The organism is Pseudomonas sp. MS646, from assembly GCF_036693845.1.
GTDB lineage: Bacteria > Pseudomonadota > Gammaproteobacteria > Pseudomonadales > Pseudomonadaceae > Aquipseudomonas > Aquipseudomonas chlororaphis_E.
The window spans coordinates 6,005,007-6,031,581 of sequence record NZ_CP144763.1; the positions used below are offsets into that span (position 1 = coordinate 6,005,007).

General features: G+C 63.0%; 26 protein-coding genes and 1 pseudogene. 19 read left to right on the forward strand and 8 right to left on the reverse strand.

Annotated elements, in window-relative coordinates:
- Window positions 1-22: 22 nt before the first annotated feature.
- A complete protein-coding gene (locus tag V3H56_RS26700) occupies window positions 23-1,516 on the reverse strand; it encodes an aldehyde dehydrogenase (RefSeq protein WP_042728986.1) in 1,494 nt (497 codons plus the stop codon).
- Window positions 1,517-1,755: 239 nt separating this feature from the next.
- Here V3H56_RS26700 and V3H56_RS26705 point away from each other — a divergent pair, with 239 nt between their 5' ends.
- Window positions 1,756-2,118, forward strand: a complete 363-nt coding sequence (locus V3H56_RS26705) for a cupin domain-containing protein (protein ID WP_042728985.1) — start codon at window positions 1,756-1,758, stop codon at window positions 2,116-2,118.
- Between the two features lie 154 nt (window positions 2,119-2,272).
- On the opposite strand, the gene rpmG is transcribed toward V3H56_RS26705, so the two are convergent.
- Together rpmG and rpmB are read right to left on the reverse strand one after the other, a co-directional pair.
- A complete protein-coding gene (gene rpmG / locus V3H56_RS26710) occupies window positions 2,273-2,428 on the reverse strand; it encodes a 50S ribosomal protein L33 (RefSeq protein ID WP_003177274.1) in 156 nt (51 codons plus the stop codon).
- Between the two features lie 11 nt (window positions 2,429-2,439).
- Window positions 2,440-2,673, reverse strand: a complete 234-nt coding sequence (rpmB, locus tag V3H56_RS26715) for a 50S ribosomal protein L28 (RefSeq protein WP_007921114.1) — start codon at window positions 2,671-2,673, stop codon at window positions 2,440-2,442.
- Window positions 2,674-3,110: 437 nt separating this feature from the next.
- Here rpmB and V3H56_RS26720 point away from each other — a divergent pair, with 437 nt between their 5' ends.
- On the forward strand, window positions 3,111-4,697 hold the full coding sequence (locus V3H56_RS26720; RefSeq protein WP_047735762.1) for an ABC transporter substrate-binding protein: 1,587 nt from the start codon (window positions 3,111-3,113) through the stop codon (window positions 4,695-4,697).
- Window positions 4,698-4,832: 135 nt separating this feature from the next.
- Here the strand turns inward: V3H56_RS26720 and radC are convergent, their stop codons facing one another.
- Window positions 4,833-5,507: a DNA repair protein RadC gene (radC, locus tag V3H56_RS26725; protein WP_338474034.1), complete on the reverse strand. Its 675-nt coding sequence runs from the start codon at window positions 5,505-5,507 to the stop codon at window positions 4,833-4,835.
- 146 nt (window positions 5,508-5,653) lie between these two features.
- Between radC and coaBC the strand changes: the two genes are divergently transcribed.
- The 4 genes and pseudogenes from coaBC to argB all read left to right on the forward strand — a co-directional run bounded on the left by coaBC (window position 5,654) and on the right by argB (window position 9,911).
- Complete coding sequence (gene coaBC, locus V3H56_RS26730; RefSeq protein WP_047735761.1) at window positions 5,654-6,862, forward strand: bifunctional phosphopantothenoylcysteine decarboxylase/phosphopantothenate--cysteine ligase CoaBC; 1,209 nt, start codon at window positions 5,654-5,656, stop codon at window positions 6,860-6,862.
- A gap of 6 nt (window positions 6,863-6,868) precedes the next feature.
- Entirely contained in the window at window positions 6,869-7,324 is a 456-nt protein-coding gene (gene dut / locus V3H56_RS26735) for a dUTP diphosphatase (RefSeq protein WP_047735760.1), read from the forward strand.
- A 296-nt stretch (window positions 7,325-7,620) separates the two neighbouring features.
- Window positions 7,621-8,979 (forward strand): annotated as a pseudogene (locus V3H56_RS26740) (phosphomannomutase/phosphoglucomutase); the annotation flags it as partial.
- Window positions 8,980-9,005: 26 nt separating this feature from the next.
- A complete protein-coding gene (gene argB, locus V3H56_RS26745; RefSeq protein ID WP_042732927.1) occupies window positions 9,006-9,911 on the forward strand; it encodes an acetylglutamate kinase in 906 nt (301 codons plus the stop codon).
- A 188-nt stretch (window positions 9,912-10,099) separates the two neighbouring features.
- Here argB and pyrE read toward each other — a convergent pair whose 3' ends face one another.
- A complete protein-coding gene (gene pyrE, locus V3H56_RS26750) occupies window positions 10,100-10,744 on the reverse strand; it encodes an orotate phosphoribosyltransferase (protein WP_047735758.1) in 645 nt (214 codons plus the stop codon).
- Window positions 10,745-10,826: 82 nt separating this feature from the next.
- Between pyrE and V3H56_RS26755 the strand changes: the two genes are divergently transcribed.
- Window positions 10,827-11,606: an exodeoxyribonuclease III gene (locus V3H56_RS26755; RefSeq protein ID WP_042731262.1), complete on the forward strand. Its 780-nt coding sequence runs from the start codon at window positions 10,827-10,829 to the stop codon at window positions 11,604-11,606.
- 179 nt (window positions 11,607-11,785) lie between these two features.
- Here V3H56_RS26755 and V3H56_RS26760 read toward each other — a convergent pair whose 3' ends face one another.
- Window positions 11,786-12,154, reverse strand: coding sequence for a DUF4870 domain-containing protein (locus V3H56_RS26760; protein ID WP_042731263.1), 369 nt, complete (start codon window positions 12,152-12,154; stop codon window positions 11,786-11,788).
- A gap of 30 nt (window positions 12,155-12,184) precedes the next feature.
- Window positions 12,185-12,907: a ribonuclease PH gene (gene rph / locus V3H56_RS26765; protein WP_042731264.1), complete on the reverse strand. Its 723-nt coding sequence runs from the start codon at window positions 12,905-12,907 to the stop codon at window positions 12,185-12,187.
- A gap of 249 nt (window positions 12,908-13,156) precedes the next feature.
- Here rph and V3H56_RS26770 point away from each other — a divergent pair, with 249 nt between their 5' ends.
- The 6 genes from V3H56_RS26770 to V3H56_RS26795 all read left to right on the forward strand — a co-directional run bounded on the left by V3H56_RS26770 (window position 13,157) and on the right by V3H56_RS26795 (window position 18,451).
- Window positions 13,157-14,020: a YicC/YloC family endoribonuclease gene (locus tag V3H56_RS26770; RefSeq protein WP_338474035.1), complete on the forward strand. Its 864-nt coding sequence runs from the start codon at window positions 13,157-13,159 to the stop codon at window positions 14,018-14,020.
- 12 nt (window positions 14,021-14,032) lie between these two features.
- Window positions 14,033-14,653, forward strand: a complete 621-nt coding sequence (gene gmk / locus V3H56_RS26775) for a guanylate kinase (RefSeq protein WP_047735756.1) — start codon at window positions 14,033-14,035, stop codon at window positions 14,651-14,653.
- 166 nt (window positions 14,654-14,819) lie between these two features.
- Window positions 14,820-15,083, forward strand: coding sequence for a DNA-directed RNA polymerase subunit omega (gene rpoZ / locus V3H56_RS26780; protein WP_003177259.1), 264 nt, complete (start codon window positions 14,820-14,822; stop codon window positions 15,081-15,083).
- A 60-nt stretch (window positions 15,084-15,143) separates the two neighbouring features.
- Window positions 15,144-17,249: a bifunctional GTP diphosphokinase/guanosine-3',5'-bis pyrophosphate 3'-pyrophosphohydrolase gene (spoT, locus tag V3H56_RS26785; protein ID WP_042731267.1), complete on the forward strand. Its 2,106-nt coding sequence runs from the start codon at window positions 15,144-15,146 to the stop codon at window positions 17,247-17,249.
- A 24-nt stretch (window positions 17,250-17,273) separates the two neighbouring features.
- On the forward strand, window positions 17,274-17,654 hold the full coding sequence (locus tag V3H56_RS26790; RefSeq protein ID WP_014340863.1) for a RidA family protein: 381 nt from the start codon (window positions 17,274-17,276) through the stop codon (window positions 17,652-17,654).
- A 56-nt stretch (window positions 17,655-17,710) separates the two neighbouring features.
- Window positions 17,711-18,451, forward strand: coding sequence for a hypothetical protein (locus V3H56_RS26795; protein ID WP_123579234.1), 741 nt, complete (start codon window positions 17,711-17,713; stop codon window positions 18,449-18,451).
- 132 nt (window positions 18,452-18,583) lie between these two features.
- Here V3H56_RS26795 and V3H56_RS26800 read toward each other — a convergent pair whose 3' ends face one another.
- A complete protein-coding gene (locus V3H56_RS26800; RefSeq protein WP_338474036.1) occupies window positions 18,584-19,441 on the reverse strand; it encodes an NAD-dependent epimerase/dehydratase family protein in 858 nt (285 codons plus the stop codon).
- A gap of 187 nt (window positions 19,442-19,628) precedes the next feature.
- On the opposite strand from V3H56_RS26800, the gene exbB reads away from it, so the two are divergent.
- From exbB to V3H56_RS26830, 6 genes are all read left to right on the forward strand, one after another.
- Window positions 19,629-20,624: a tonB-system energizer ExbB gene (exbB, locus tag V3H56_RS26805; protein ID WP_042731270.1), complete on the forward strand. Its 996-nt coding sequence runs from the start codon at window positions 19,629-19,631 to the stop codon at window positions 20,622-20,624.
- 6 nt (window positions 20,625-20,630) lie between these two features.
- Entirely contained in the window at window positions 20,631-21,059 is a 429-nt protein-coding gene (gene exbD, locus V3H56_RS26810; RefSeq protein WP_042731271.1) for a TonB system transport protein ExbD, read from the forward strand.
- The gene (locus V3H56_RS26815; protein ID WP_042731272.1) at window positions 21,056-21,814 is read left to right on the forward strand and encodes a TonB family protein; all 759 of its coding nucleotides are present in this window, start codon (window positions 21,056-21,058) and stop codon (window positions 21,812-21,814) included. The genes exbD and V3H56_RS26815 overlap by 4 nt, the downstream gene beginning before the upstream one ends.
- A 267-nt stretch (window positions 21,815-22,081) precedes the next feature.
- Window positions 22,082-23,002 (forward strand): hydrogen peroxide-inducible genes activator, encoded by a 921-nt coding sequence (locus tag V3H56_RS26820; protein ID WP_042732563.1) that lies wholly within the window; start codon window positions 22,082-22,084, stop codon window positions 23,000-23,002.
- An 8-nt stretch (window positions 23,003-23,010) separates the two neighbouring features.
- A complete protein-coding gene (recG, locus tag V3H56_RS26825) occupies window positions 23,011-25,086 on the forward strand; it encodes an ATP-dependent DNA helicase RecG (RefSeq protein WP_042732565.1) in 2,076 nt (691 codons plus the stop codon).
- A 78-nt stretch (window positions 25,087-25,164) separates the two neighbouring features.
- Window positions 25,165-26,562, forward strand: coding sequence for an aminoacyl-tRNA deacylase and HDOD domain-containing protein (locus V3H56_RS26830; protein WP_042732564.1), 1,398 nt, complete (start codon window positions 25,165-25,167; stop codon window positions 26,560-26,562).
- Window positions 26,563-26,575 lie beyond the last annotated feature (13 nt).

Below are 26,575 nucleotides of genomic sequence, written 5' to 3' on the forward strand. Positions count from 1 at the left end.
AAGCCCGCTCCCACAAAAGGGGTCAGAGCTTGATCCAGGTCGCCTTCAGCTCGGTGTATTTGTCGAAGGCATGCAGCGATTTGTCACGACCGTTGCCCGACTGCTTGAAGCCACCGAACGGTGCAGTCATGTCGCCGCCATCGTACTGGTTGACCCAGACGCTGCCGGCGCGCAGGGCCTTGGCGGTCAGGTGAGCCTTGGAAATGTCCTTGGTCCACACCGCCGCCGCCAGGCCATACGGCGTATCGTTGGCAATCTGGATCGCTTCTTCGGCAGTGTCGAAGGCAATGACCGACAGCACTGGGCCGAAAATTTCTTCCTGGGCGATTTTCATGGCGTTGCTCACGCCGTCGAAAATCGTCGGCTCGACGTAGGTGCCGCCGGTTTCCTCGAGGATCCGCTTGCCGCCCGCCACCAGCTTGGCGCCGTCACTGTGACCGGCTTCGATGTAGGACAGCACGGTGTTCATCTGTTGGGTATCCACCAGGGCGCCGACGTTGGTGGCCGGGTCCAACGGATTACCCGGCTTCCAACCCTTGAGGGCCTCGATCACCAGCGGCAGGAAGGTATCCTTGATGGAGCGCTCCACCAGCAGGCGCGAACCGGCGGTGCAGACTTCACCCTGATTGAAGGCGATGGCGCTGGCGGCGGATTCGGCGGCGGCCTGCAGGTCGGGGGCGTCGGCGAACACGATGTTCGGGCTCTTGCCACCGGCTTCCAGCCAGATGCGTTTCATGTTGGATTCGCCGGCGTACACCATCAACTGCTTGGCGATTTTGGTGGAGCCGGTGAACACCAGCGTATCCACGTCCATGTGCAGGCCCAAGGCCTTGCCGACGGTATGCCCGTAGCCGGGCAGCACGTTCAGCACGCCCTTCGGAATACCGGCCTCGACCGCCAGGGCAGCGATACGCAGGGCCGTCAGCGGGGATTTTTCCGACGGCTTGAGCACCACCGAGTTACCGGTGGAGAGGGCCGGGCCGAGCTTCCAGCAGGCCATCATCAATGGGAAGTTCCACGGCACGATAGCGCCCACGACCCCGACCGGCTCGCGCGTCACCAGGCCCAGTTGATCGTGGGGCGTCGCCGCCACTTCGTCGTACAGCTTGTCGATGGCCTCGCCGCTCCAGCTCAACGCCTGGGCCGCGCCAGGCACGTCAATGTACAGCGAGTCGCTGATCGGCTTGCCCATGTCGAGGGTTTCCAGCAGGGCCAACTCTTCGGCGTTCTGCTTGAGCAGGCTGGCGAAACGAATCATGGTGGCTTTGCGCTTGCTGGGCGCCAGGCGCGACCAGACGCCGGAATTGAAGGTTGCGCGGGCGTTTTCCACGGCACGCTGGGCGTCGGCCACGTCGCATGCAGCGACTTTGCCCAAGAGGCGGCCATCGACCGGGCTGAGGCAATCAAAGGTTTCGCCGGACACTGCATCCGTGTATTCACCGTTGATGAAAGCGCGGCCTTCGATCTTCAGGTCGCGGGCACGTTGTTCCCAGTCGGCACGAGTCAGGGTGGTCATACGAGTGTCCTCCTCTTATTGAGTCAGAACGCCGCGCAACGCAGCGCTCAAAGAATTCTGCCCGGCCAGCCTGTTCGGCGCTGTTTTCGGCAGAGGGCACCCGCCACCCTAAACCAGCGGCCGGTGAAGTTTCAATATATTTGACATAGCGGTGGCAAACCGCCTTGCGATGTTCGTTTTAATAAACATAGACTCTGGCTCTTCCAGCCATTCGCGCCGTCATTCACGGGGATTACCGCATGAGCATCCAGGACATCGTCGATTTCAGCCACGCCACCACTGCCGCCGACCGCTACCGTCCGGACCCGGCCAAGGTACTCAAGGGCGATCCCGAACAGGCGGTGTACAACCACTACAACAGCCCGTGTGGCCAAATGAATGCCGGGGTCTGGGAAGGCGCCGTGGGCCAGTGGACGGTCAACTACACCGAGCATGAGTATTGCGAAATCGTCCAGGGTGTTTCCGTGCTGCGGGACAACGATGGGAACGCCAAGACCTTGCGCGCAGGTGACCGCTTCGTGATCCCGGCGGGCTTCAAGGGCACCTGGGAAGTGCTGGAACCGTGCCGCAAGATCTACGTGGTGTTCGAACAGAAGGCTTGAAGCCTTGGGATCAAGGGTGCATCGCCCCACACGGGCCATGTGGTGCCTTTGTGGGGGCGAGCTTGCTCGCGAAGAGGCCCGGACAGCCAAAAAAACCAACAAAAAAGGCCCGTATCGTGAGATACGGGCCTTTTTTGTAAGAGGGAAAAATCAATTACTTGATTTTGCCTTCCTTGTAGATCACGTGCTTGCGAACAACCGGATCATATTTCTTGATCTCGATTTTGTCCGGGGTAGTACGCTTGTTCTTGTCGGTAGTGTAGAAGTGACCAGTACCGGCGCTCGAGATCAAACGAATCAATTCACGCATGATTAGCTCCCTTAAACCTTGCCATCGCGGCGAAGTTCGGCCAGCACGACATCAATGCCGCGCTTGTCGATGATACGCATGCCTTTGGCAGATACGCGCAGACGTACAAAACGTTTCTCGGACTCAACCCAGAAGCGGTGATGCTGCAGGTTCGGCAGGAAACGACGACGGGTTTTGTTGTTTGCGTGGGAAATGTTATTCCCAGTCACCGGACCCTTACCGGTAACTTGACAGACTCTCGACATGCCTCAGCCCTCTAAAACCACATGCCCAACCCGGCATGGGTTGGCCGCTTAATCTCTCAGTCATTTGGCGCCAGGCGCCGCGTTTCTTTAAGGGTCTTACCGGCTACACCTACAGTGAAGGAACCGGGCCCCTAGAAAAGAGCGCTGCTTTATACCAGAAAGACCACGGTGCAACAACAACCGATGTGATTTGTCTTTGCGGCAGAACACCGTTCAACCGTCCGGGACGGCTGGGGCAAAGGCCGGCGCAGCCCGTGACCGCTCGTCGCTGCGCGCAGGTTTTTTTAACCTGCGCCAGGTTTGAGCCCATCACGCACCGCCACAGGGTGCCGGAAAATGCAAAAAGGGGATAGTCATTTGCCAGCGAGCCCACTAGGGTAGGCCTTTTCCAGACTGCACTCGCAGATGGGCCTTCGACTTGCACAAGGAAACTGCTCATGCGCCTCGCTGCCCTACCATTGTTGCTCGCCCCTCTGCTGATCAGCCCATTGGCCCAGGCGGCCGCCCTGAGTGTTTGTACCGAGGCGAGCCCGGAAGGGTTCGACGTGGTCCAGTACAACTCGCTGACAACCACCAACGCCTCTGCCGACGTGCTGATGAACCGCCTGGTGGACTTCGACACCGCCAGCGGCAAGGTGGTCCCCAGCCTTGCCAAGAGCTGGGAGATCTCGACCGACGGGCTGACCTACGTGTTCAAACTGCGCCCCCAGGTCAAGTTCCACCACACCGACTACTTCACGCCGCGTCGCGACCTGACCGCCGAGGACGTGAAATTCAGCTTCGAGCGCATGCTCGACCCGGCCAACCCCTGGCACAAGGTGGCCCAGAGCGGCTTCCCCCACGCCCAGTCCATGCAACTGCCCACGCTGATCAAGAAAATCGACGCGCTGGACCCGTTGACCGTGCGCTTCACCCTCGACCATGCCGATTCGACGTTCCTGGCAACGTTGAGCATGGGCTTTGCCTCTATCTATTCGGCTGAATACGCCGACCAATTGATGAAGGCCGGCACCCCGGAAAAGCTCAACAACCAGCCGGTCGGCACCGGCCCGTTCATTTTCAACCGGTTCCAGAAGGACGCGACGATCCGCTACAAGGCCAACGACGCCTATTTCGACGGCAAGCCTCAAGTGGACCCACTGATCTTCGCCATCACGCCGGATGCCAACGTGCGCTTGCAGAAACTGCGTCGCAATGAATGCCAGATCGCCCTGTCGCCCAAGCCACTGGACGTGCAGGCCGCGCGCCAGGAACCGACGCTGGCCGTGACCCAGACCGACGCCTTCATGACGGCCTTCGTGGCGATCAACAGCCAGCACCCGCCACTGGACAAACCTGAGGTGCGCCAGGCCATCAACCTGGCGTTCGACAAGGCCAGCTACCTCAAGACCGTCTTCGAAGGCACTGCGCAGGCGGCCAACGGGCCCTACCCGCCCAACACCTGGAGCTACGCCAAAAACCTGCCCGGCTACACCCACGACCCCGCCAAGGCTCGCGAACTGCTGGCCAAGGCCGGTTTGAAGGAAGGCTTCCAGACCACCCTCTGGACCCGCCCTTCCGGCAGCCTGCTGAACCCGAATCCGAGCCTTGGCGCCCAGCTGCTGCAATCGGACCTGGCGGAAATCGGCATCCAGGCTGAAATCCGGGTGATCGAATGGGGCGAGTTGATCCGTCGGGCCAAGGCCGGCGAACACGATCTGCTGTTCATGGGCTGGGCGGGCGACAACGGCGACCCGGACAATTTCCTCACGCCGCAGTTTTCCTGCGCGGCGGTCAAGTCCGGCACCAACTTCGCGCGCTACTGCAACCCCGACCTGGACAAACTGATCAGCGCCGGCAAGACCACCGGCGAGCAAGGCGTGCGCGCCAAGCTCTACGAGCAGGCCCAGGCACAGATCCAGCAACAGGCCCTCTGGCTGCCCCTGGCTCACCCGACGGCCTTCGCCCTCACCCGCAAGGAAGTGCAGGGTTATTCGGTCAGCCCGTTCGGTCGCCAGGACTACGCCAAGGTCACCCTCAAGTAACCACCTGTATGCATTGAAACCTGTGGGAGCGGGCTTGCCCGCGAAAGCGGTGGGTCAGCCAGCACGGATGTCGCCTGACACGACCTCTTCGCGAGCAAGCCCGCCCCCACAGAGTTTGCCATTGCCAGATCGCGGCTACATCCACCCGTACTCCACCATCGACAGCGGCTCCCCATCGCCGACGATGAAATGATCGAGCACCCGCACGTCAATCAACTCCAGCGCTTGCTGAAGGCGCTCGGTGAGCACCCGGTCGGCCTGGCTCGGCTCGGTATCGCCGGAAGGATGGTTGTGACACAGGATCAACGCGGCGGCATTGTGGGCCAGGGCGCGCTTGACCACTTGCCGTGGATAGACGCTGGCGCTGTCGATCGAGCCGCGAAACAGCGCCTCATAGGCCAACACCCGATGCCGGGAATCCAGGAACAGGCAGCCGAACACTTCATGGGGTTCATGGCGCAACACGGCCTTGAGGTAGTCGCGTACAACCAGCGGGCTCTCCAGCACCGACTCTCGTCGCAGGTCCTGGGCCAGATGTCGGCGCCCCATTTCCAGGACCGCTTGCAACTGCGCGAACTTCGCCGGCCCCAGGCCCAGTTGCATGCTGAATGTACGCAGGTCGGCGTCCAGTAAACCGCGCAGGCAACCAAATTGATGCAGCAGGTGTCGAGCCAGGTCTACTGCACTCTTCCCGCAAACCCCGGTTCGCAAGAAGATCGCCAACAACTCGGCATCCGAAAGACTCGCCGAACCCAATTGCAACAACTTCTCCCGCGGGCGCTCGGCCGCCGGCCAATCTCGAATACTCATAGGACCTCCTGGTCTGTGGCGCACCGCTGTTCCATAGCGGTCGCTGTGATATCGTAGCCCATCTTTTTTGCAGGCGATTCGCACCCTGGCAGGCTGTTGCCGAAGGGTTCGCACTGCACTGACCACTGAAATCGAAAGGCAGGCCTATGCAGCGGCTGTATCGGAAACGCATCGTTCTGGGCGTCGGCGGCGGCATTGCTGCCTACAAGAGCGCCGAGCTGGTTCGCCGACTCATCGACCAGGGCGCGGAAGTACGGGTCGTGATGACCCGCGGCGGCAGTGAGTTCATCACCCCGCTGACCATGCAGGCACTGTCCGGCCACCCGGTTCACCTGGACCTGCTCGACCCCGCGGCCGAGGCAGCCATGGGCCATATCGAACTGGCCAAGTGGGCCGACCTGGTGCTGATCGCCCCGGCGACCGCCGACCTGATCGCCCGCCTGGCCCAAGGCATCGCCGACGACCTGCTCACCACCCTGGTGCTCGCCACCGACGCCGTGGTGGCCGTCGCCCCAGCCATGAACCAGGCCATGTGGCGCGATCCGGCCACCCAGGCCAACCTGCAATTGCTCGAAAGCCGTGCACTGAAGGTCTTCGGCCCGGCCTCCGGCAGCCAGGCCTGCGGCGATGTCGGCATGGGCCGCATGCTGGAAGCCACCGACTTGGCCCAATGCGCCGCCGACTGCTTCCAGCGCCAGGCCCTGACCGGCAAACACGTGCTGATCACCGCCGGCCCGACCCAGGAAAACATCGACCCGGTGCGCTACATCACCAACCACAGCTCCGGGAAAATGGGCTTCGCCCTGGCCGAAGCCGCGGTGGAAGCCGGCGCCCGGGTGACCTTGATCACCGGCCCCGTGCACCTGCCCACGCCGGACCGGGTCACGCGCATCGACGTCGTCAGCGCCCGGGACATGCTCGCGGCGTGCGAAGCCGCCATCCCCTGCGACCTGTTCATCGCCTCGGCAGCGGTCGCGGACTACCGCCCCGAAGTCGTCGCCCCACAGAAATTGAAGAAAGACCCTACGAGTGGTGACGGCCTGCTGCTGCAGATGGTGCGCAACCCGGACATCCTTGCCAGTATCGCCACCCGCCCCGACCGGCCGTTCAGTGTCGGCTTCGCCGCCGAAACCGAACACCTGCTCGATTACGCCGCGCGCAAGCTCAAGGACAAGAACCTCGACTTGATCGTCGCCAACGACGTCGCCAACCCGAGCATCGGCTTCAACAGCGAGGAAAACGCCTGCAGCGTGATCGATCGCCAGTTGCACGCCACCCTTTTCGCCCAGACCAGCAAGGGCAAGATTGCCCGCCAGCTGATCACCTTCATCGCCGAACGTCTGAACCAGGTTTAAATCTCCATGCACGCTCTACAAGCCAAGATCCTCGATCCACGCATCGGCAACGAATTCCCGTTGCCGCAATACGCCACGCCCGGCTCCGCCGGTCTCGACCTGCGGGCGATGCTCAAGCAGGACACCCTCCTGGAACCGGGCCAGACCCTGCTGATCCCGACCGGCCTGTCGGTGTACATCGGCGACCCGAACCTGGCCGCGCTGATCCTGCCGCGCTCGGGCCTGGGCCACAAACACGGCATCGTGCTGGGCAACCTGGTGGGCCTGATCGACTCCGACTACCAGGGCGAGCTGATGGTGTCGTGCTGGAACCGTGGCCAGACGGCCTTCAACATCGCCGTGGGCGAACGCATTGCGCAACTGGTGCTGGTGCCAGTGGTGCAGGCTCATTTCGAACTGGTCACGGAATTCGACGAGAGCCAGCGCGGCGCCGGCGGTTTCGGCCACTCCGGCAGCCACTGAGCCGGCGGTTCGTGGCCGGGCGTGCTGCCCGGCCCGTTTATTAAGCTTCTGTTTCAGGGCGAAAAATGCGCAATGGCTTTCTGCTAGGTTTCCCATCCGGAATCAATGTATTAGGCGACCGAGCTCGGGATAACGCTATCTCATGGCATTTTCCCACCACGAACTCTCTGTCAAAAACGCCGTCATACCCTTCAGCTTGAGCCTGCCGACGCCCCTCGTCGGCCTGTCCAGTCACCCTCTGATAGAGCGCCCCGCCCATGAACACCCCAGCTGCAATCGCCCCGATCTTCCCTGACAGCATCTTCCGCGCCTACGACATCCGTGGCGTAGTACCGGAAACCCTCACCGCCGAAACCGCCTACTGGATCGGCCGCGCCATTGGCTCCCAGAGCCTGGCCCAGGGCGAACCGAACGTGTGCGTCGGCCGCGACGGCCGCCTGTCCGGCCCCGAGTTGGTCGCGCAATTGATCAAGGGTATTGCCGACAGTGGCTGCCACGTCAGCGACGTGGGCCTGGTGCCGACGCCGGCGCTGTACTACGCCGCCAACGTCCTGGCCGGCAAATCCGGCGTGATGCTCACCGGCAGCCACAACCCCTCGAACTACAACGGCTTCAAGATCGTCATCGCTGGCGACACCCTGGCCAACGAGCAGATCCAGGCCCTGCACACCCGCCTCAAGACCAACGACCTGAGCAGCGGCAAAGGCAGCGTGACCCAGGTCGACATCCTTGGGCGCTACAACGATGAGATCGTCAAGGACGTGAAGCTCGCCCGTCGCCTGAAAGTGGTGGTCGACTGCGGCAACGGCGCCGCCGGCGTGATTGCCCCGCAACTGATCGAAGCCCTGAACTGCGAGGTCATCCCGCTGTTCTGCGAGGTGGATGGCAACTTCCCCAACCATCACCCGGACCCGGGCAAGCTGGAAAACCTGCAAGACCTGATCGCCAAGGTCAAGGAAACCAACGCTGACCTGGGCCTGGCCTTCGACGGCGATGGCGACCGCGTCGGCGTGGTCACCAACACCGGCAGCGTCGTGTTCCCCGACCGCCTGCTGATGCTGTTCGCCAAGGATGTCGTGGCGCGCAACCCGGATGCCGAGATCATTTTCGACGTCAAGTGCACCCGTCGCCTGGTGCCACTGATCAAGGAATATGGCGGTCGCCCGCTGATGTGGAAGACCGGTCACTCGTTGATCAAGAAGAAAATGAAACAGAGCGGCGCCCTGCTGGCCGGGGAAATGAGTGGCCACATCTTCTTCAAGGAGCGCTGGTTCGGTTTCGACGACGGCATCTACAGCGCCGCGCGCCTGCTGGAGATCCTCAGCAAGGAGCCCTCCAGCGCCGAAGACCTGTTCGCGACCTTCCCGAACGATATTTCTACGCCGGAAATCAATATCCATGTGACCGAAGAGACCAAATTCAGCATCATTGATGCACTGCACGACGCTCAATGGGGCGAAGGCGCCGAACTGACCACCATCGACGGTGTGCGGGTCGACTATCCCCAGGGTTGGGGCCTGGTGCGCGCGTCCAACACCACGCCGGTGCTGGTCCTGCGCTTCGAGGCCGACAACGAAGCCGAACTGCAGCGCATCAAGGATGTGTTCCACACCCAACTCAAACGTGTTGCACCTGATCTTCAACTACCGTTCTGATTTTTGAAGCACCACCGGAGCCCTGAATGACCCTCGAACGCGAAGCCGCCGCCAATACCGCCAAGGTCCTGTCCGAAGCGTTGCCTTACATCCGACGCTATGTCGGCAAGACCCTGGTGATCAAATACGGCGGCAACGCGATGGAAAGCGAGGAGCTGAAAACCGGCTTCGCCCGCGACATCGTGCTGATGAAGGCCGTGGGCATCAACCCGGTGGTGGTGCATGGCGGTGGCCCGCAGATCGGCGACCTGCTCAAGCGCCTGGCGATCGAAAGCCATTTCATCGATGGCATGCGCGTGACCGACGCGCAGACCATGGATGTGGTGGAAATGGTCCTGGGTGGCCAGGTCAACAAGGACATCGTCAACCTGATCAACCGCCATGGCGGCAGCGCCATCGGCCTGACCGGCAAGGATGCCGAACTGATCCGGGCGAAAAAGCTCACCGTGACCCGCCAGACCCCGGAGATGACCCAGCCGGAAATCATCGACATCGGCCAGGTGGGCGAAGTGGTGGGCATCAACACCGACCTGCTGAACCTGCTGGTCAAGGGCGACTTCATCCCGGTCATCGCGCCTATCGGCGTGGGGGCCAACGGTGAGTCGTACAACATCAACGCCGACCTGGTGGCCGGCAAGGTGGCCGAGGCACTGAAAGCCGAGAAGCTGATGCTGCTGACCAACATCGCCGGCCTGATGGACAAGTCGGGCAAGGTCCTGACCGGGTTGTCGACCCAACAGGTCGACGACCTCATCGCCGACGGTACGATCTACGGCGGCATGCTGCCAAAGATCCGCTGCGCGCTGGAAGCGGTACAGGGCGGCGTCGGCAGCTCGCTGATCATCGATGGCCGGGTGCCGAATGCGATCCTGCTGGAGATCTTCACCGATACCGGCGTGGGTACGTTGATCAGCAATCGCAAGCGTCCTTAAGCGATTCCGGTAAAAAAAGACCCCGCTCAACCTGGTTGAGCGGGGTCTTTTTTTCACGGTTTACCGGTCAAGGCAAACTTATGTGGGAGCGGGCTTGCTCGCGAAAGCGGCAGGTCAGTCAACACAAGGTTGAATTTGCCATCGCATTCGCGAGCAAGCCCGCTCCCACAAGGGATTGTGCAAGCCGATCAGACGCCGAACTGCGCCCGATAAGCCTCAACCGCCGGCAAATGCTGTTTGAGCTGGGGGTCATCAGCCAAGAATTCCAGCACCTGGGTCAGCGACACAATGCTGATCACCGGAATGCCAAAGTCGCGCTCCACTTCCTGGATCGCCGACAACTCACCATTGCCACGCTCCTGGCGGTTCAGCGCGATCAGCACGCCGGCGGCCTTGGCGCCGTCCTGGGAAGCGATGATCTGCATCACCTCGCGAATAGCGGTGCCGGCGGTGATCACGTCGTCAATGATCAGGACGTCGCCGGTCAGCGGCGCGCCCACCAGGCTGCCGCCTTCACCGTGGGCCTTGGCTTCCTTGCGGTTGAAACACCAGGGCAGGTCGCGCTCGTGATGCTCGGCCAGGGCGACGGCGGTGGTGGCGGCCAGCGGGATGCCTTTGTAGGCCGGGCCGAACAGGACGTCGAACGCAATACCGCTCTCGACGATGGCCGCTGCATAGAAACGCCCCAGCTGCGCCAGGGCCGAACCGCTGTTGAACAGGCCGGCGTTGAAGAAGTACGGGCTGGTGCGTCCGGACTTGAGGGTGAACTCACCGAAGCGCAAAACCCCGCGATCGATGGCAAAACGAATGAAATCGCGCTGATACGCCTGCATGAAAAAAGCCTCAAATACCGCGGATTTAGCTAAATAGGTACACGCCGTGTATCATACACGCACGTGATTTTTGGGGCCATTTATGCGGATCATCAGTGTGAACGTCAATGGTATTCAGGCTGCAGTCGAGCGTGGTTTGCTCAGTTGGCTGCAAGCACAGAATGCCGACGTCATCTGCCTGCAGGACACCCGCGCCTCCGCCTTTGAACTGGACGATGCAGCCTTCCAACTGGATGGTTACTTCCTTTATGCCTGCGATGCCGAAGTCCCCGCCCAGGGTGGCGTGGCTTTGTACTCGCGGCTGCAACCGAAGGCTGTCATCAACGGTCTCGGTTTCGAGACGGCGGACCGCTACGGGCGCTACCTGCAAGCCGATTTCGACAAGGTCAGCATCGCGACCTTACTGCTCCCTTCGGGACAGAACGGCGATGAAGATTTGAATCAGAAATTCAAGTTGATGGACGACTTCGCCCGTTATCTTGATAAACAGCGACGCAAACGTCGCGAGTACATCTATTGTGGCTCGCTGTACGTGGCGCAACAGAAGCTGGATATCAAGAACTGGCGCGACAGCCAGCAATCTCCTGGCTTCCTGGCGCCGGAACGGGCCTGGATGGACGAGATCATTGGCAACATGGGCTATGTCGATGCCCTGCGCGAAGTCAGCCGCGAAGGCGACCAGTACAGCTGGTGGCCGGACAGCGAGCAGGCCGAGATGCTCAACCTCGGCTGGCGTTTCGACTACCAGTTGCTGACGCCCGGCCTGCGCCGCTTCGTACGCAGCGCTCGCCTGCCGCGCCAGCCTCGGTTCTCGCAGCACGCGCCGCTGATCGTGGACTACGACTGGACGCTGACGATCTGAGTGTCGTTTCGCAGCCACAAAAAAACCGACAGTCGATGTCGGTTTTTTTGTGGCCACTGAAAATCAACGGTGGGAGCGAGCTTGCTCGCGATGACGATGGATCGGCCAACATCGATATTGAATGAACAGCCGCAATCGCGAGCAAGCTCGCTCCCACAGGGCAAGGCGCTAGCTGATCGCTATTTGACCAGCCGCCAGGTAAACGGATACCGATACGGCTGTCCTTCATTGGCCTTGACCCCGGCGATGATGGTCAACACCAACGCACCAATGGCCACCAGACCGAACAGGAAGAAGCCAATCACCACGATCATCAGCAGCAGACTGATCGCCGAGGCGATCGCCACGGTGATCTGGAAGTTCAGCGCTTCCTTGCCTTGGGCATCGATGAACGGGTCGGACTCACGCTTGAGCTGCCAGAGCACCAGCGGCCCGATTAGCGTACCGAACGGAATCCAGATCCCCAGCAAGGCGGACAGGTGACAAAACATTGCCCATTGACGCGCCTCTTTGCTCGGCTGGGGCAGCAGGACTGGCTCATCACTCATGTCGCTCTCCTTGTCTGAAGCGTGAATCGATCAGTCAGCCAGGGCGGCCTTCTGCAATTCGAAGATCTGACTCATGCCGTTCTTCGCCAGTTCCAGCATAGCGTTCAATTCTTCCGGCTGGAACGGCGCGCCTTCGGCGGTGCCCTGCACTTCGATGAAGCCGCCGGCGCTGGTCATGACCACGTTCAGGTCGGTCTCGGCAGCCGAGTCTTCCAGGTAGTCCAGGTCCAGGACCGGCTCGCCCTGGTACATGCCCACGGACACCGCGGCGATCATCTGCTTGAGCGGGTCGCCGCCCTTGAGGCCGCCACGCTTCTTGATCACTTTCAAGGCATCGACCAACGCGACCATCGCGCCGGTGATGGACGCGGTGCGGGTGCCGCCGTCAGCCTGGATCACGTCGCAATCGACGTACAAGGTCACGTCGCCCAGCTTGGACATGTCCAGCGCGGCGCGCAGCGAACGGCCGATCAGGCGCTGGATTTCCAGGGTGCGCCCGCCCTGCTTGCCACGGCTGGCTTCGCGCTGGTTACGCTCGCCGGTGGCCCGCGGCAGCATGCCGTACTCGGCGGTCAGCCAACCCTGGCCCTGGCCCTTGAGGAACCGCGGCACGCCGTTCTCGACGCTGACGGTGCAGATCACCTTGGTATCACCGAATTCGACCAGTACAGAGCCCTCGGCGTGTTTGGTGTAGTTGCGGGTAATGCGGATCGAGCGGAGCTGATCGGCAGCGCGACCACTTGGACGTTTCATAGGGAACACCTGTACTGAGGACGGAAAACTGCCGGCATTATAAAGCCGTGTGCCGCGCGAGGGCAGTTCTAAAAAGCCGGCGCGACGAGCGCAGTCTCTCAAACGCCCGGCCGACGGGCTGCAGCGCTTTGTCACAGGCACGGTTTGGGGGCACACGCTTCACTGCGCTACAATCCTGCGCCTTTGCTGCCCGCCGGGCTCAATCCACAGATTCTCAGGTCGTGTCGGCCTGCAATGCGAGGAACCTCCATGGTGCACAGCATGACCGCCTTCGCCCGCGTCGAAAAAGCCGGGGCTCAAGGCACGCTGAGCTGGGAACTGCGCTCGGTCAACAGTCGCTACCTGGAACCGCACCTGCGCCTGCCCGAATCCTTCCGCGACCTGGAAGGCGGCGTGCGTGAAGCGCTGCGCCAGGGCCTGTCCCGGGGCAAGCTGGAATGCACCCTGCGCTTTACCGAAGAAAGCACCGGCAAACCCTTGCAGGTGGATCGCGAACGCGCCGCGCAACTGGTGGCTGCCGCCGAAACCGTTGCCAGCCTGATCAGCAACCCCGCCGCCCTGAACCCGCTGGAAGTACTGGCCTGGCCCGGCGTGCTGGTGGGTGACGCCAGCGATCCGCAGGCACTGAACGCCGAGGCCCTGGCGCTGTTCAACCAAGGTCTGAAGGAACTCAAGGCCGGGCGTGAGCGCGAAGGCGCGGAACTGGCCCGGCTGATCAACGAGCGCCTCACCGCCATCGAAGAAAACGTCAGCACCCTGCGCGAACTGGTTCCGCAGATGCTCGCCACCCAGCGCCAGAAAGTCCTCGACCGCTTTGCCGACATGAAGGCCGAGCTGGACCCGCAGCGCCTGGAACAGGAAATGGTCATGCTCGCGCAAAAAAGCGACGTGGCCGAAGAACTGGATCGCCTGAGCACCCACATCATCGAAGTCCGCCGGGTGCTCAAGTCCGGTGGCGCGGCCGGTCGCCGCCTGGACTTCCTGATGCAGGAACTCAACCGCGAAGCCAACACACTGGGCTCCAAGGCCTTCGACCCGCGCAGCACCCAGGCTGCGGTCAACCTCAAGGTGTTGATCGAGCAGATGCGCGAACAAGTACAGAACATTGAGTAAGGCTAACCCGACATGACCCACAGCACCGGCACCCTGTACATCATTTCCGCGCCTTCGGGCGCCGGCAAGACCAGCCTGGTCAAGGCCCTGATAGACGCCGAGCCGCAGATCCGCGTCTCCGTGTCCCATACCACCCGCGCCATGCGCCCGGGCGAAGTGAACGGGGTGAACTATCACTTCGTCGACCGCGAAGAGTTCGTGAGGATGGCCGAGCACGGCGACTTCCTCGAGCGCGCCGAAGTCTTCGGCAACCTGTACGGCACCTCGCAGAGCTACCTGCAGCAGACCCTGGACGAAGGCCACGACCTGATCCTGGAAATCGACTGGCAAGGCGCCGAGCAGGTGCGCAAGCTCATGCCCCAGGCCCGCTCGATCTTCATCCTGCCGCCAAGCCAGCAAGCCTTGCGCCAGCGCCTGACCAACCGAGGCCAGGACAGCGACGAGATCATCGAAGGGCGGATGCGTGAAGCGGTCAGCGAAATGAGCCACTACGTCGATTACGATTACCTGATCATCAACGACGATTTCGCCCACGCGCTGGACGACCTGAAGGCGATTTTCCGCGCCAGCCAGTTGCAGCAGAAACGCCAGCAGCAGCGTTTCGGTAAATTGCTGGCCGAACTGCTGGGCTGAGAAGCCCTTCCCAAAACCGCTGCGACAGCTTTACATTGGTACTCGCAGCGCGCCGAGGGCTTGCTCAAAAAATCAGCGCTTCCCTAAACGCTGGTGTTTTTTTAAACTGTCGAGTCCGCTCGCCCAACCGGGCAGCGCGCATATTGCATTCGCTCCGAGGAATACCATGGCCCGCGTAACCGTTGAAGACTGCCTAGAACACGTGGAAAACCGCTTTGAGCTGGTCATGCTCTCTACCAAGCGTGCCCGTCAACTGGCCACCGGCGGCAAAGAGCCATTGGTCCAGTGGGAAAACGACAAGCCTACCGTGGTAGCGCTGCGTGAAATCGCCGAAGGCCTGATGAGCTACGAGTTCATCGCCAACGCTGAAATCGTCGAGGACGAACCGCTGTTCGCAGCGTTCGAGGACGAGTCCAACGAGGCGGTCTAAGCCTATGCCTGGTCGACGTAGCACGGCGCGGGGTCACAGCAGACGGCAGGAGTCATCATCATGCCGAGCATAGACGCCCTCGCCGATCGCTTATCGGCCTACCTCGGCACGGACCAGGTCAATCTGGTCCGCCGAGCCTATTTCTACGCCGAACAAGCCCACGACGGCCAGCGCCGCCGCAGCGGCGAGGCGTACGTCACGCACCCGCTTGCCGTGGCGAACATCCTGGCCGACATGCACATGGACCATCAGAGCCTGATGGCGGCCATGCTCCATGACGTGATCGAAGACACCGGTATCGCCAAGGAAGCGCTGCAGGCGCAGTTTGGCGAAACCGTGGCCGAGCTGGTCGACGGGGTCAGCAAGCTGACCCAGATGAACTTCGAGACCAAGGCCGAGGCCCAGGCCGAGAACTTCCAGAAAATGGCCATGGCCATGGCCCGCGACATTCGCGTGATCCTGGTCAAGCTCGCCGACCGCCTGCACAACATGCGCACGCTGGAAGTACTGTCCGGCGAAAAGCGCCGCCGCATCGCCAAGGAAACCCTGGAGATCTACGCGCCCATCGCCAATCGCCTGGGCATGCACGCCATCCGTATCGAGTTCGAAGACCTGGGCTTCAAGGCCATGCACCCGATGCGTTCGGCGCGGATCAACCAGGCCGTCAAGCGCGCCCGGGGCAACCGCAAGGAAATCGTCAACAAGATCGAAGAGTCCCTGAGCCATTGCCTGGCCATCGACGGCATCGAAGGCGACGTCAGCGGGCGGCAGAAGCACCTCTACGGCATCTACAAGAAAATGCGCGGCAAGCGCCGGGCCTTCAACGAGATCATGGACGTCTACGCGTTCCGGATCATCGTCGACAAGGTCGACACCTGCTATCGCGTATTGGGCGCCGTGCACAATTTGTACAAACCGCTGCCGGGGCGCTTCAAGGACTACATCGCGATCCCCAAGGCCAACGGCTACCAGTCGCTGCACACCACGCTGTTCGGCATGCACGGCGTACCCATCGAAATCCAGATCCGCACCCGCGAAATGGAAGAGATGGCCAACAACGGCATCGCGGCCCATTGGCTGTACAAATCCAGCGGTGACGAACAGCCCAAGAGCACCCACGCCCGGGCCCGGCAATGGGTCAAGGGCGTATTGGAAATGCAGCAGCGCGCCGGCAACTCCCTGGAATTCATCGAGAGCGTCAAGATCGACCTGTTCCCCGACGAGGTCTACGTCTTCACGCCCAAGGGCCGGATCATGGAGCTGCCCAAGGGCTCCACGGCCGTGGACTTTGCCTACGCAGTGCACACCGACGTCGGCAACAGTTGCATCGCCTGCCGGATCAACCGCCGCCTGGCCCCGTTGTCCGAACCGCTGCAAAGCGGCTCCACGGTGGAAATCGTCAGCGCCCCCGGCGCCCGGCCGAACCCGGCGTGGCTCAACTTCGTCGTCACCGGCAAGGCACGCACGCACATCCGCCACGCCTTGAAACTGCAACGCCGCTCCGAGTCGATCAACCTCGGCGAACGCCTGCTGAACAAGGTACTGAACGGCTTCGACAGCTCGCTGGACAAGATCCCGACCGAGCGCGTGCAGGTGATGCTCCACGAATACCGCCTCGAGCTGATCGAAGACCTGCTCGAAGACATCGGCCTGGGCAACCGCATGGCCTACGTCGTCGCCCGCCGCCTGCTCGGCGAAGGCGAACAGTTGCCGAGCCCCGAAGGCCCGCTGGCGATTCGCGGCACCGAAGGCCTGGTGCTCAGCTACGCCAAATGCTGCACACCGATCCCGGGCGACCCGATTGTCGGCCACTTGTCCGCCGGCAAGGGGATGGTGGTGCACCTGGACAACTGCCGCAACATCAGCGAAATCCGCCACAACCCGGAAAAATGCATCCAGCTCTCCTGGGCCAAGGATGTCACCGGCGAATTCAACGTCGAGCTGCGGGTCGAGCTGGAGCACCAGCGCGGCCTGATCGCCTTGCTGGCCAGCAGCGTCAACGCCGCCGACGGCAATATCGAGAAAATCAGCATGGACGAGCGCGATGGTCGCATCAGCGTCGTCCAACTGGTGGTCAGCGTCCACGACCGCGTGCACCTGGCCCGCGTGATCAAGAAACTGCGCGCCCTGACCGGCGTCATCCGCATCACCCGGATGCGCGCGTAGCCTGTTCATTACAAGGAGTCATTCATGACCAAGACCGTTATCACCAGTGACAAGGCCCCGGCCGCCATCGGCACTTACTCCCAGGCGATCAAGGCGGGCAACACCGTGTACATGTCGGGCCAGATCCCCCTGGACCCGAAAACCATGGAGCTGGTGGAAGGCTTCGAAGCCCAGACCGTGCAGGTCTTCGAAAACCTCAAGGCCGTGGCCGAGGCCGCTGGCGGTTCATTCAAGGACATCGTCAAGCTGAACATCTTCCTCACCGACCTGAGCCACTTCGCCAAGGTCAACGAGATCATGGGCAAGTACTTCGACCAGCCTTACCCTGCCCGCGCGGCCATCGGCGTGGCAGCCCTGCCGAAGGGCGCCCAGGTTGAGATGGACGCGATCCTGGTCATCGAGTAATCAGGCCGGCGCAGCGTCCCCCCGCTGCGCCGTTTTCGTCTTGAAAGGATTCCACCATGCGCAATGCGCTTGCTCTTTCGCTGGTCGCCCTGTTCCTGGGCGGCTGCGCCAGCGACCCTGCCGACCGTGACATCAGCGGCACCTGGATCAACCAGGCCGCCATCGACGCTGCCGCCAAAGGCGGCCCACTTCGCGAAGCGCTGCAGGCTTATGGCCCGAACCTGGAATGGGACATCAACACCCGGGCCGGCCAGGCACGCTACACCAACGGTTTTGAAAACGTCGAAGGCAAGTTGCTGGGCGAAGAAGACGGGGCATGGAAAGTCGACTTCTACGGCAGTTCCGCCAGCGAACTGAAACGCGACGGCGACCAGTTGAACCAGGCCGCCAACGAGAACGAACCGCAGCAGGTGTTCGACCGCGCACAAGTCCAGGTACCGGACGGCGCCCCCATCGGCGCCAGCTTCGAGCGAGCGCTGTACGCCGCCTACCTCGGCGGCACCTGGCGCATCGTCAACGGCCCCGGCCAAGGCGCGACCGTGCAGTTCCAACCCGATGGCCAGGTCAGCGGCCTGCCGGGCGCTGATCGCTACGCCCTGTGCCTGGCGGGCGATTGCGCCTCCATGAGCGGCGGCAACGACAACATCTGGCTGCAACAGAACGGCCAGGGCAACACCTGGATCTTCGCCCGCGACGGCAAGAAACTGGAAATCTTCCAGACCATCAACGCCGCGCTGGCCGATGAAATGCCGTCGTTCACGCCCGGTGACCGGCGCTGGGTGCTGGAGAAGCAGTAGCCCGACCCAGCAGCAACAACCCTGTGGGAGCGGGCTTGCTCGCGAAGGCGGCACGACAGTCAACGAAGACAGTCGATGCCAGGCCCCTTCGCGAGCAAGCCCGCTCCCACAGTTGTTCTGGGGCTATGGAATTCAGCAGCGCCCTTCCAGAATCGCCGCATACCCCTCGCGAAAACTCGGATACTGCGGTGTCCAGCCCAACGCCTTCGCCCGGGCGTTGCTGCAGCGTTTGCTGCCGGCACGGCGCACGCTGGCGTCTTCGGCCCATTGGGTGACGCCCATGTACTCACGCAACCAGCCCACCACCTCGGCCAGCGGCGCCGGAGCGTCGTCGACCCCGATGTAGCAATCGTCCAGCCTCTTGCCCTGGCGATCCGCTTCCAGCAGGAATGCCAGCAAACCCGCTGCATCGTCGGCATGGATGCGATTGGCGTACAGAGGAGGGTCGACGACAACGCGATAGCCTTGGCGCACCTGGCTCAACAGCCACTCACGGCCTGGGCCGTAGATGCCGGTCAGGCGCACGCGACTGGCGGGAATGCCGCTGTCCAGCGCCACTTGCTCGGCTTCAAGCATCAGCCGGCCGGAATACCCCCCCGCCTCGGTGGGCGAGTTTTCGTCGACCCACTCGCCCTTCTGCTGCCCATAGACACTGCTGCTGGAAACAAACAGCAGGCGCCGTGGTTGTTGGCCGTGCTGCTTCAACCACCCCAGCACATGCTCAAGCCCCTCGATGTAGGCCGCTCGATAGCCGGCCTCGTCATGGTCGGTGGCCGCGGCACTATACACCAGGTAATCCAGCGGCCCGGTGGGCCAGTCGGCCGGGCACTGCGCGCTGAACAGATCACCGGCCACACCGTTCACCCCGGCGGGCAGGTGCGCGACCGTACGTCGCAGGCCATGGACCTGCCAGTTTTCGGCCACCAGCCGGCGAGCCAACCGGCCGCCGATATCGCCGCAGCCGGCGATCAAAACAGAAGGCGCGGACATCAACATCTCCTTTAGTAAAGCCGCAGACTAGCCTCGCAAAGGGATGAGCGGCTAGCAATGAAGGAAAAAAAGATACTCTATTACTTTTGTTAACAAGAATTACTTGCAATAATGCACGCCACTTTTGTTCTCGGCCCCACGAGGCCTGGAAGAACATCCATTTTTTTTCCTCTCAGGTCCGGCCAGCATGAAACACGCCCTATTATCCGCTTCGCCAACCAACCGACCTCGCGCCTGGCGCGCCATGGCAGCCCTGCTGCTCGGCCTGCTGCTGGCACCTGCCGCCGCCTTCGCCGATCAGGCCGCCCCTGCGACCGTCAATGAGCCCGCGGCCAATACCCAGGCAGACGTGCCGAGAAACCCCGACGGCAGCGTCGACACTTCATCCTTGCCGCCTGAAGTGCAAAAGGCTCTGGCTGGGCTCGGTGAAGCCGCCAAGCAGATGGAAGAAGAACAAAAGGCCGACAACTCACTGGGCATGGCCCATGACCTGTCGCCCTGGGGCATGTACAAGAACGCCGACATCATCGTCAAGATCGTGATGATCGGCCTGGCCATCGCCTCGATCATCACCTGGACCATCTGGATCGCCAAAGGCTTCGAGCTGCTGGGCGCCAAGCGCCGCTTGCGGGGCGAGATCGCCGCGCTGAAAAAGGCCACCACCCTCAAGGAAGCCAGCGCCACCGCCGCCAAGGAAGGGACGCTGGCCAACCTGCTGGTCCATGACGCGCTCGAAGAGATGCGCCTGTCGGCCAACAGCCGCGAGAAGGAAGGCATCAAGGAGCGCGTGAGCTTCCGCCTGGAGCGCCTGGTCGCCGCCTGCGGTCGTAACATGAGCAGCGGCACCGGCGTGCTCGCCACCATCGGTTCCACCGCACCGTTCGTCGGCCTGTTCGGCACCGTGTGGGGCATCATGAACAGCTTCATCGGCATCGCCAAGACCCAGACCACCAACCTCGCCGTCGTGGCCCCCGGCATCGCCGAGGCCCTGCTGGCGACCGCATTGGGCCTGGTCGCGGCGATCCCGGCCGTGGTCATCTACAACGTCTTCGCCCGCTCCATCGCCGGCTACAAGGCCCAGGTCTCCGACGCCTCGGCCGAAGTCCTGCTGCTGGTCAGCCGCGACCTCGACCACCTGCCACCCGAGCGTGGTTCGCAACCGCACATGGTGAAAGTGGGGTAATCGGCCATGGGCCTGCATTTGAAAGAAGGCGCAGACGACGATCTGGCCGAGAATCACGAAATCAACGTCACGCCGTTCATCGACGTGATGCTGGTCCTGCTGATCATCTTCATGGTGGCCGCTCCGCTCGCCACCGTGGACATCAAGGTCGACCTGCCGGCCTCCACGGCCAAGCCATCGCCGCGCCCGGAAAAACCGGTGTTCCTCAGCGTCAAGGCCGACCAGCGCCTGTTCCTCGGCGAAGACGAGGTCAAGACCGAGAACCTCGGCGCGACCCTCGACGCCAAGACCCAAGGCAAGAAGGACACGACGATCTTCTTCCAGGCCGATAAAGGCGTGGATTACGGCGACCTGATGAGTGTGATGGACGCCCTGCGCGGTGCCGGCTACCTGAAGGTCGGCTTGGTCGGACTCGAGACGGCGCCGAAGAAATGATCACGACGCGCCAAAAGCTGACGCGTTACAGCGGTAGCCTGGCCGTGGTGCTGGGCGTGCATGCGCTCGCCATCGCGCTGACGCTGAACTGGACCTCCCGCCCGCCCATCGAGCTGCCGCCCCAGGCGATGATGGTCGAGCTGGCGCCGGTGCCCGCGCCACCCCCGCCGGCGCCGCCGAAAGTCGTCACCCCGCCAAAACCGCCAGAGCCGGTGGAGGAACTGCCGCTGCCCAAGCTTGCCGAAGCGCCGAAGGCGGAAATCGCCGTGCCCAAGCCGGTCAAGCCCAAGCCCAAGCCGCAACCGCCCAAGCCGAAACCGGTGGAAGAGAAGAAACCCGAACCGCCGAAGGAACAACCGTCGGAGCAGAAGCCGAGCGACACCCAGCCAACCCAGGCGCCGACCGAGAAATCGGCGCAACCGGCCCCTGGTCCTTCGCCGGCGCAAATGGCGGCCAAGGCCAGTTGGCAAGGCACTCTGCTGGCGCACCTGGGCAAGTACAAGAAGTACCCGCCCCGGGCCCAGCAGATGAACAAGGAAGGCACCAACCGCCTGCGCTTCGTGGTGGATGGCAACGGCAACGTGTTGTCCTTCGAACTGGTGGGCAGTGCCGGCACGGAGTCGCTGGACAGGGCCACCCTGGAAATGATCCGCCGCGCCCAGCCACTGCCCAAGCCACCGCCTGAGCTGCTGACCAACGGCACCATCGAACTGACGGCGCCGTTCGTGTACTCCATCGACAAGCGCCGGCGCTGATATTGCAAGCCTCTGTAACAGAGGCTTGTGACTTTGTGGCGAGGGGATTCATCCCCGCTGGGGCGCGAAGCGGCCCCAAATACAGCGGGCACGATCTTTCAGCCTGCCTCAAGCGTCTCATCATGGGGCTGCTTCGCACCCCAACGGGGATGAATCCCCTCGCCACACACCAACATTAGCCAGTGTCCCACCGCGCCCGCAGTCTGATAACGTGCGTCTATCGATTGCAGCCGGTATGCTTGGCTCGCAACTTCACGGACGCTCGCCATGACCCTCACAGAATTACGCTACATCGTCACCCTCGCCCAGGAGCAGCACTTCGGCCATGCGGCCGAGCGTTGCCATGTCAGCCAGCCGACGCTGTCGGTGGGCGTGAAGAAGCTCGAAGACGAGCTCGGCGTGCTGATTTTCGAGCGCAGCAAAAGCGCCGTGCGCCTGACGCCGGTGGGTGAAGGCATCGTTGCCCAGGCGCAGAAAGTGCTGGAGCAGGCCCAAGGCATCCGTGAACTGGCCCAGGCCGGCAAGAACCAGCTGACCGCCCCGCTGAAAGTCGGCGCGATCTACACCGTCGGCCCCTACCTGTTCCCGCACCTGATTCCACAACTGCACCGGGTCGCCCCGCAGATGCCGTTGTACATCGAAGAGAACTTCACCCACGTGCTGCGCGACAAACTGCGCAACGGCGAACTGGACGCGATCATCATCGCCCTGCCGTTCAACGAAGCCGACGTGCTGACCCTGCCGCTCTACGACGAGCCGTTCTACGTCCTGATGCCGGCCCAGCACCCCTGGACCCAGAAGAAAACCATCGACGCCGGCCTGCTCAACGACAAGAGCCTGCTGCTGCTCGGCGAAGGCCACTGCTTCCGCGACCAGGTGCTCGAAGCCTGTCCGACACTGACCAAGGGCGGCGAAGGCGCCAAGCACACCACGGTGGAGTCCAGCTCCCTGGAAACCATCCGGCACATGGTGGCTTCCGGCCTGGGCATCTCGATCCTGCCGCTGTCGGCAGTGGACAGCCATCACTATGCACCGGGCGTGATCGAAGTCCGGCCGCTGTCGGCGCCTGTGCCGTTCCGCACCGTTGCCATTGCCTGGCGTGCCAGTTTCCCGCGGCCCAAGGCCATCGAGATCCTCGCTGACTCGATCCGCCTGTGTTCCGTGGCCAAGCCGCCTGCGGCCAAGTAAGCCGTGCCATGACTGAGCTGTCGAACGTACCGGTCACGGCACTCAAGGGTGTCGGTGAAGCGATGGCCGAGAAACTGGCCAAGGTCGGCCTGGAAAACCTCCAGGACGTGCTGTTTCACCTGCCGCTGCGCTACCAGGACCGCACCCGCGTAGTGCCCATCGGCCATTTGCGGCCGGGCCAGGACGCCGTGGTCGAAGGCACGGTCAGCGGCGCCGACGTGGTCATGGGCCGCCGTCGCAGCCTGGTGGTGCGCTTGCAGGACGGCACCGGCGGGCTCAGCCTGCGCTTCTACCACTTCAGCAATGCCCAGAAGGAAGGCCTCAAGCGCGGCACGCGGATTCGTTGCTACGGCGAAGCACGCCCCGGTGCTTCGGGGCTGGAGATCTACCACCCGGAATACCGCGCCATCACCGGCGACGAACCACCGCCGGTGGATGAAACCCTGACCCCGGTCTATCCGCTCACCGAAGGCCTGACGCAGCAGCGTCTGCGCCAATTGTGCATGCAGACCCTGACCCTGCTGGGGCCCACCAGCCTGCCCGACTGGCTGCCCACCGAGCTGGCGCGTGACTATCAACTGGCGCCGCTGGCCGACGCGATCCGCTACCTGCACAACCCGCCGGCCGATGCCGATGTCGACGAACTCGCCCTGGGGCACCATTGGGCCCAGCATCGCCTGGCCTTCGAAGAACTGCTGACCCATCAACTGTCCCAGCAGCGCCTGCGCGAAAGCATGCGTGCCTTGCGCGCACCGGCCATGCCCAAGGCCACCGAGCTACCGCCCAAGTACCTGCGCAACCTGGGTTTCAGCCCTACCGGTGCGCAACAACGGGTCGGCAACGAAATTGCCTACGACCTCAGCCAGCCCGAACCCATGCTGCGGCTGATCCAGGGCGATGTCGGCGCCGGCAAGACCGTGGTGGCCGCCCTCGCCGCGCTCCAGGCGCTGGAGGCGGGCTACCAGGTGGCGTTGATGGCGCCCACGGAGATCCTCGCCGAGCAGCATTTCATCACCTTCCAGCGCTGGCTCGAACCGTTGGGCATCGAGGTCGCCTGGCTGGCCGGCAAGCTCAAGGGCAAGAACCGCGCCGCCGCCCTGGCGCAGATCGCCGAGGGCGCACCCATGGTGGTCGGCACCCACGCGCTGTTCCAGGACGAAGTGCAGTTCAAGAACCTGGCCCTGGTGATCATCGACGAACAGCACCGCTTCGGCGTGCAACAGCGCCTCGCCCTGCGGCAGAAAGGCGTTGGCGGGCGGATGTGCCCGCACCAGCTGATCATGACCGCCACGCCGATCCCGCGGACGCTGGCCATGAGCGCCTACGCCGACCTCGACACCTCGATCCTCGACGAACTACCGCCCGGGCGCACGCCGGTCAACACCGTACTGGTGACCGACACCCGGCGGGTCGAGGTGATCGAACGGGTGCGCAGTGCCTGCGCCGAGGGTCGGCAGGCCTATTGGGTGTGCACGCTGATCGAAGAATCGGAAGAGCTCACCTGCCAGGCGGCCGAAACCACTTACGAAGACCTCACCGCCGCCCTTGGTGAACTGAAGGTCGGGCTGATCCACGGCCGCATGAAACCCGCCGAGAAAGCCGCCGTCATGGCCGAATTCAAGGCCGGCGCCCTGCAACTGCTGGTGGCTACCACGGTGATCGAGGTTGGGGTCGACGTGCCTAATGCCAGCTTGATGATCATCGAGAACCCCGAGCGGCTGGGCCTCGCACAGTTGCACCAGCTGCGCGGTCGGGTTGGCCGGGGCAGCGCCGCCAGCCATTGCGTCCTGCTGTACCACCCACCGCTGTCGCAGATCGGACGCCAGCGGCTGGGCATCATGCGCGAAACCAACGACGGCTTCGTCATCGCCGAAAAAGACCTCGAATTGCGCGGCCCTGGCGAAATGCTCGGCACGCGCCAGACCGGTCTGCTTCAATTCAAGGTAGCCGACCTGATGCGCGACGCCGACCTGCTCCCCGCCGTGCGTGACGCCGCCCAGGCGTTGCTGGAACGCTGGCCCGCTCACGTCAGCCCGCTGCTGGACCGTTGGCTGCGACATGGGCAGCAATACGGCCAAGTGTGAGCACGCTCTCAGTTTCCGGACCCGCGTGCCGGACAAGCTGGTTATACTGACCAACTTGTAGGAAAACGGATACAGACCATGACAGAAGCTGCCCTAGCCCCCGAATCCCCGCACGCTCCGTCTGTTATTCGGCTGCTGCTCGAGAAATTGGGCATCGGCTATGACGAAGTCCTCGAACGGCCCGGCCTCAACCCGGCCCGCAAGGTGCAAGCGGTCCTGTTGCACGATGCCGTTGGCGCGCTCATGGTGCTGTTCCCCCAAAACCAGTTGCTGGACCTCAATCGCCTGGCCGAGCTGACCGGCCGCAAGCTCACCGCAGTGCCCACCGAGCGCCTGGAGAAAATGCTCGGCAAACACAGCCTGAGCCTGCTGCCCGGCCTGCCGGCGCTGACCAGCTCGCCCTGCCTGTACGAAGAAAGCCTGCTGCGCGAGCCCAAGCTGCTGATCAACTCGGGCGAGCCGGGGCTGCTGCTGGAAATCACCAGCGAAGCCTTCAAGACCATGCTCTCCAAGGCCAGCGCCGCGGCATTCGGCGAAGCCACGAGCAACATCACCCCCAACCTGGACCGCCCGCACGACGACCGCGCGGAAATCACCCAGGCGGTGCAAGCGTTCACCGCGCGGCGCATCCAGCAACGGCTGGAAGAGACCATCGAGATCCCGCCGCTGGCCGAAACAGCGCAAAAAATCATCAAGCTGCGGGTCGATCCTGACGCCACCATCGATGACATCACCGGCGTCGTCGAGACCGACCCGGCCCTGGCCGCACAAGTGGTGAGCTGGGCCGCGTCGCCGTACTACGCCTCGCCAGGCAAGATTCGCTCGGTGGAAGACGCCATCGTCCGGGTACTGGGCTTCGACCTGGTGATCAACCTGGCCCTGGGCCTGGCGCTGGGCAAGACCCTGAGCTTGCCCAAGGACCATCCGCAACACACCACGCCGTACTGGCAACAGTCGATCTACACCGCGGCCGTCATCGAAGGCCTGACCCGCGCCATGCCACGCGCCCAGCGCCCTGAAGGCGGGCTGACCTACCTGTCCGGCCTGTTGCACAACTTCGGGTACCTGCTGCTGGCCCACGTGTTCCCGCCGCACTTCTCATTGATTTGCCGGCACCTGGAGGTCAACCCGCACCTGTGCCACAGCTACGTGGAACAGCACCTGCTGGGGATCAGCCGCGAGCAGATCGGCGCCTGGCTGATGCGCTACTGGGACATGCCCGACGAACTGGCCACTGCCCTGCGTTTCCAGCACGACCCGCACTACGACGGCGAGTACGCCGCCTACCCGAACCTGGTATGCCTGGCGGTTCGCCTGCTGCGCGCGCGCGGCATCGGCTCCGGCCCGGACGAAGAGATTCCCGATGCGCTGCTCGAGCGCGTTGGGCTGACGCGGGAAAAGGCCAACGATGTCGTCAGCAAGGTGTTGGAGGCTGAGGTGTTACTGCGGGAGTTAGCTTCGCAGTTTCATGGCTGAACACTGCGCCTGA

What these genes read in the sequence shown, in the direction of transcription:
- V3H56_RS26770 (WP_338474035.1), top strand. Translation starts at nt 13,157, where the DNA reads ATGGTGCACAGCATGACCGCCTTCGCCCGCGTCGAAAAAGCCGGGGCT.
- rpoZ (WP_003177259.1), top strand. Translation starts at nt 14,820, where the DNA reads ATGGCCCGCGTAACCGTTGAAGACTGCCTAGAACACGTGGAAAACCGC.
- rpmB (WP_007921114.1), bottom strand. Translation starts at nt 2,673, where the DNA reads ATGTCGAGAGTCTGTCAAGTTACCGGTAAGGGTCCGGTGACTGGGAAT.
- V3H56_RS26830 (WP_042732564.1), top strand. Translation starts at nt 25,165, where the DNA reads ATGACAGAAGCTGCCCTAGCCCCCGAATCCCCGCACGCTCCGTCTGTT.
- coaBC (WP_047735761.1), top strand. Translation starts at nt 5,654, where the DNA reads ATGCAGCGGCTGTATCGGAAACGCATCGTTCTGGGCGTCGGCGGCGGC.
- pyrE (WP_047735758.1), bottom strand. Translation starts at nt 10,744, where the DNA reads ATGCAGGCGTATCAGCGCGATTTCATTCGTTTTGCCATCGATCGCGGG.
- exbB (WP_042731270.1), top strand. Translation starts at nt 19,629, where the DNA reads ATGAAACACGCCCTATTATCCGCTTCGCCAACCAACCGACCTCGCGCC.
- dut (WP_047735760.1), top strand. Translation starts at nt 6,869, where the DNA reads ATGCACGCTCTACAAGCCAAGATCCTCGATCCACGCATCGGCAACGAA.
- rpmG (WP_003177274.1), bottom strand. Translation starts at nt 2,428, where the DNA reads ATGCGTGAATTGATTCGTTTGATCTCGAGCGCCGGTACTGGTCACTTC.
- gmk (WP_047735756.1), top strand. Translation starts at nt 14,033, where the DNA reads ATGACCCACAGCACCGGCACCCTGTACATCATTTCCGCGCCTTCGGGC.
- V3H56_RS26700 (WP_042728986.1), bottom strand. Translation starts at nt 1,516, where the DNA reads ATGACCACCCTGACTCGTGCCGACTGGGAACAACGTGCCCGCGACCTG.
- V3H56_RS26800 (WP_338474036.1), bottom strand. Translation starts at nt 19,441, where the DNA reads ATGTCCGCGCCTTCTGTTTTGATCGCCGGCTGCGGCGATATCGGCGGC.
- V3H56_RS26705 (WP_042728985.1), top strand. Translation starts at nt 1,756, where the DNA reads ATGAGCATCCAGGACATCGTCGATTTCAGCCACGCCACCACTGCCGCC.
- exbD (WP_042731271.1), top strand. Translation starts at nt 20,631, where the DNA reads ATGGGCCTGCATTTGAAAGAAGGCGCAGACGACGATCTGGCCGAGAAT.
- radC (WP_338474034.1), bottom strand. Translation starts at nt 5,507, where the DNA reads ATGAGTATTCGAGATTGGCCGGCGGCCGAGCGCCCGCGGGAGAAGTTG.
- V3H56_RS26795 (WP_123579234.1), top strand. Translation starts at nt 17,711, where the DNA reads ATGCGCAATGCGCTTGCTCTTTCGCTGGTCGCCCTGTTCCTGGGCGGC.
- V3H56_RS26790 (WP_014340863.1), top strand. Translation starts at nt 17,274, where the DNA reads ATGACCAAGACCGTTATCACCAGTGACAAGGCCCCGGCCGCCATCGGC.
- V3H56_RS26755 (WP_042731262.1), top strand. Translation starts at nt 10,827, where the DNA reads ATGCGGATCATCAGTGTGAACGTCAATGGTATTCAGGCTGCAGTCGAG.
- V3H56_RS26815 (WP_042731272.1), top strand. Translation starts at nt 21,056, where the DNA reads ATGATCACGACGCGCCAAAAGCTGACGCGTTACAGCGGTAGCCTGGCC.
- argB (WP_042732927.1), top strand. Translation starts at nt 9,006, where the DNA reads ATGACCCTCGAACGCGAAGCCGCCGCCAATACCGCCAAGGTCCTGTCC.
- recG (WP_042732565.1), top strand. Translation starts at nt 23,011, where the DNA reads ATGACTGAGCTGTCGAACGTACCGGTCACGGCACTCAAGGGTGTCGGT.
- spoT (WP_042731267.1), top strand. Translation starts at nt 15,144, where the DNA reads ATGCCGAGCATAGACGCCCTCGCCGATCGCTTATCGGCCTACCTCGGC.
- V3H56_RS26720 (WP_047735762.1), top strand. Translation starts at nt 3,111, where the DNA reads ATGCGCCTCGCTGCCCTACCATTGTTGCTCGCCCCTCTGCTGATCAGC.
- V3H56_RS26760 (WP_042731263.1), bottom strand. Translation starts at nt 12,154, where the DNA reads ATGAGTGATGAGCCAGTCCTGCTGCCCCAGCCGAGCAAAGAGGCGCGT.
- V3H56_RS26820 (WP_042732563.1), top strand. Translation starts at nt 22,082, where the DNA reads ATGACCCTCACAGAATTACGCTACATCGTCACCCTCGCCCAGGAGCAG.
- rph (WP_042731264.1), bottom strand. Translation starts at nt 12,907, where the DNA reads ATGAAACGTCCAAGTGGTCGCGCTGCCGATCAGCTCCGCTCGATCCGC.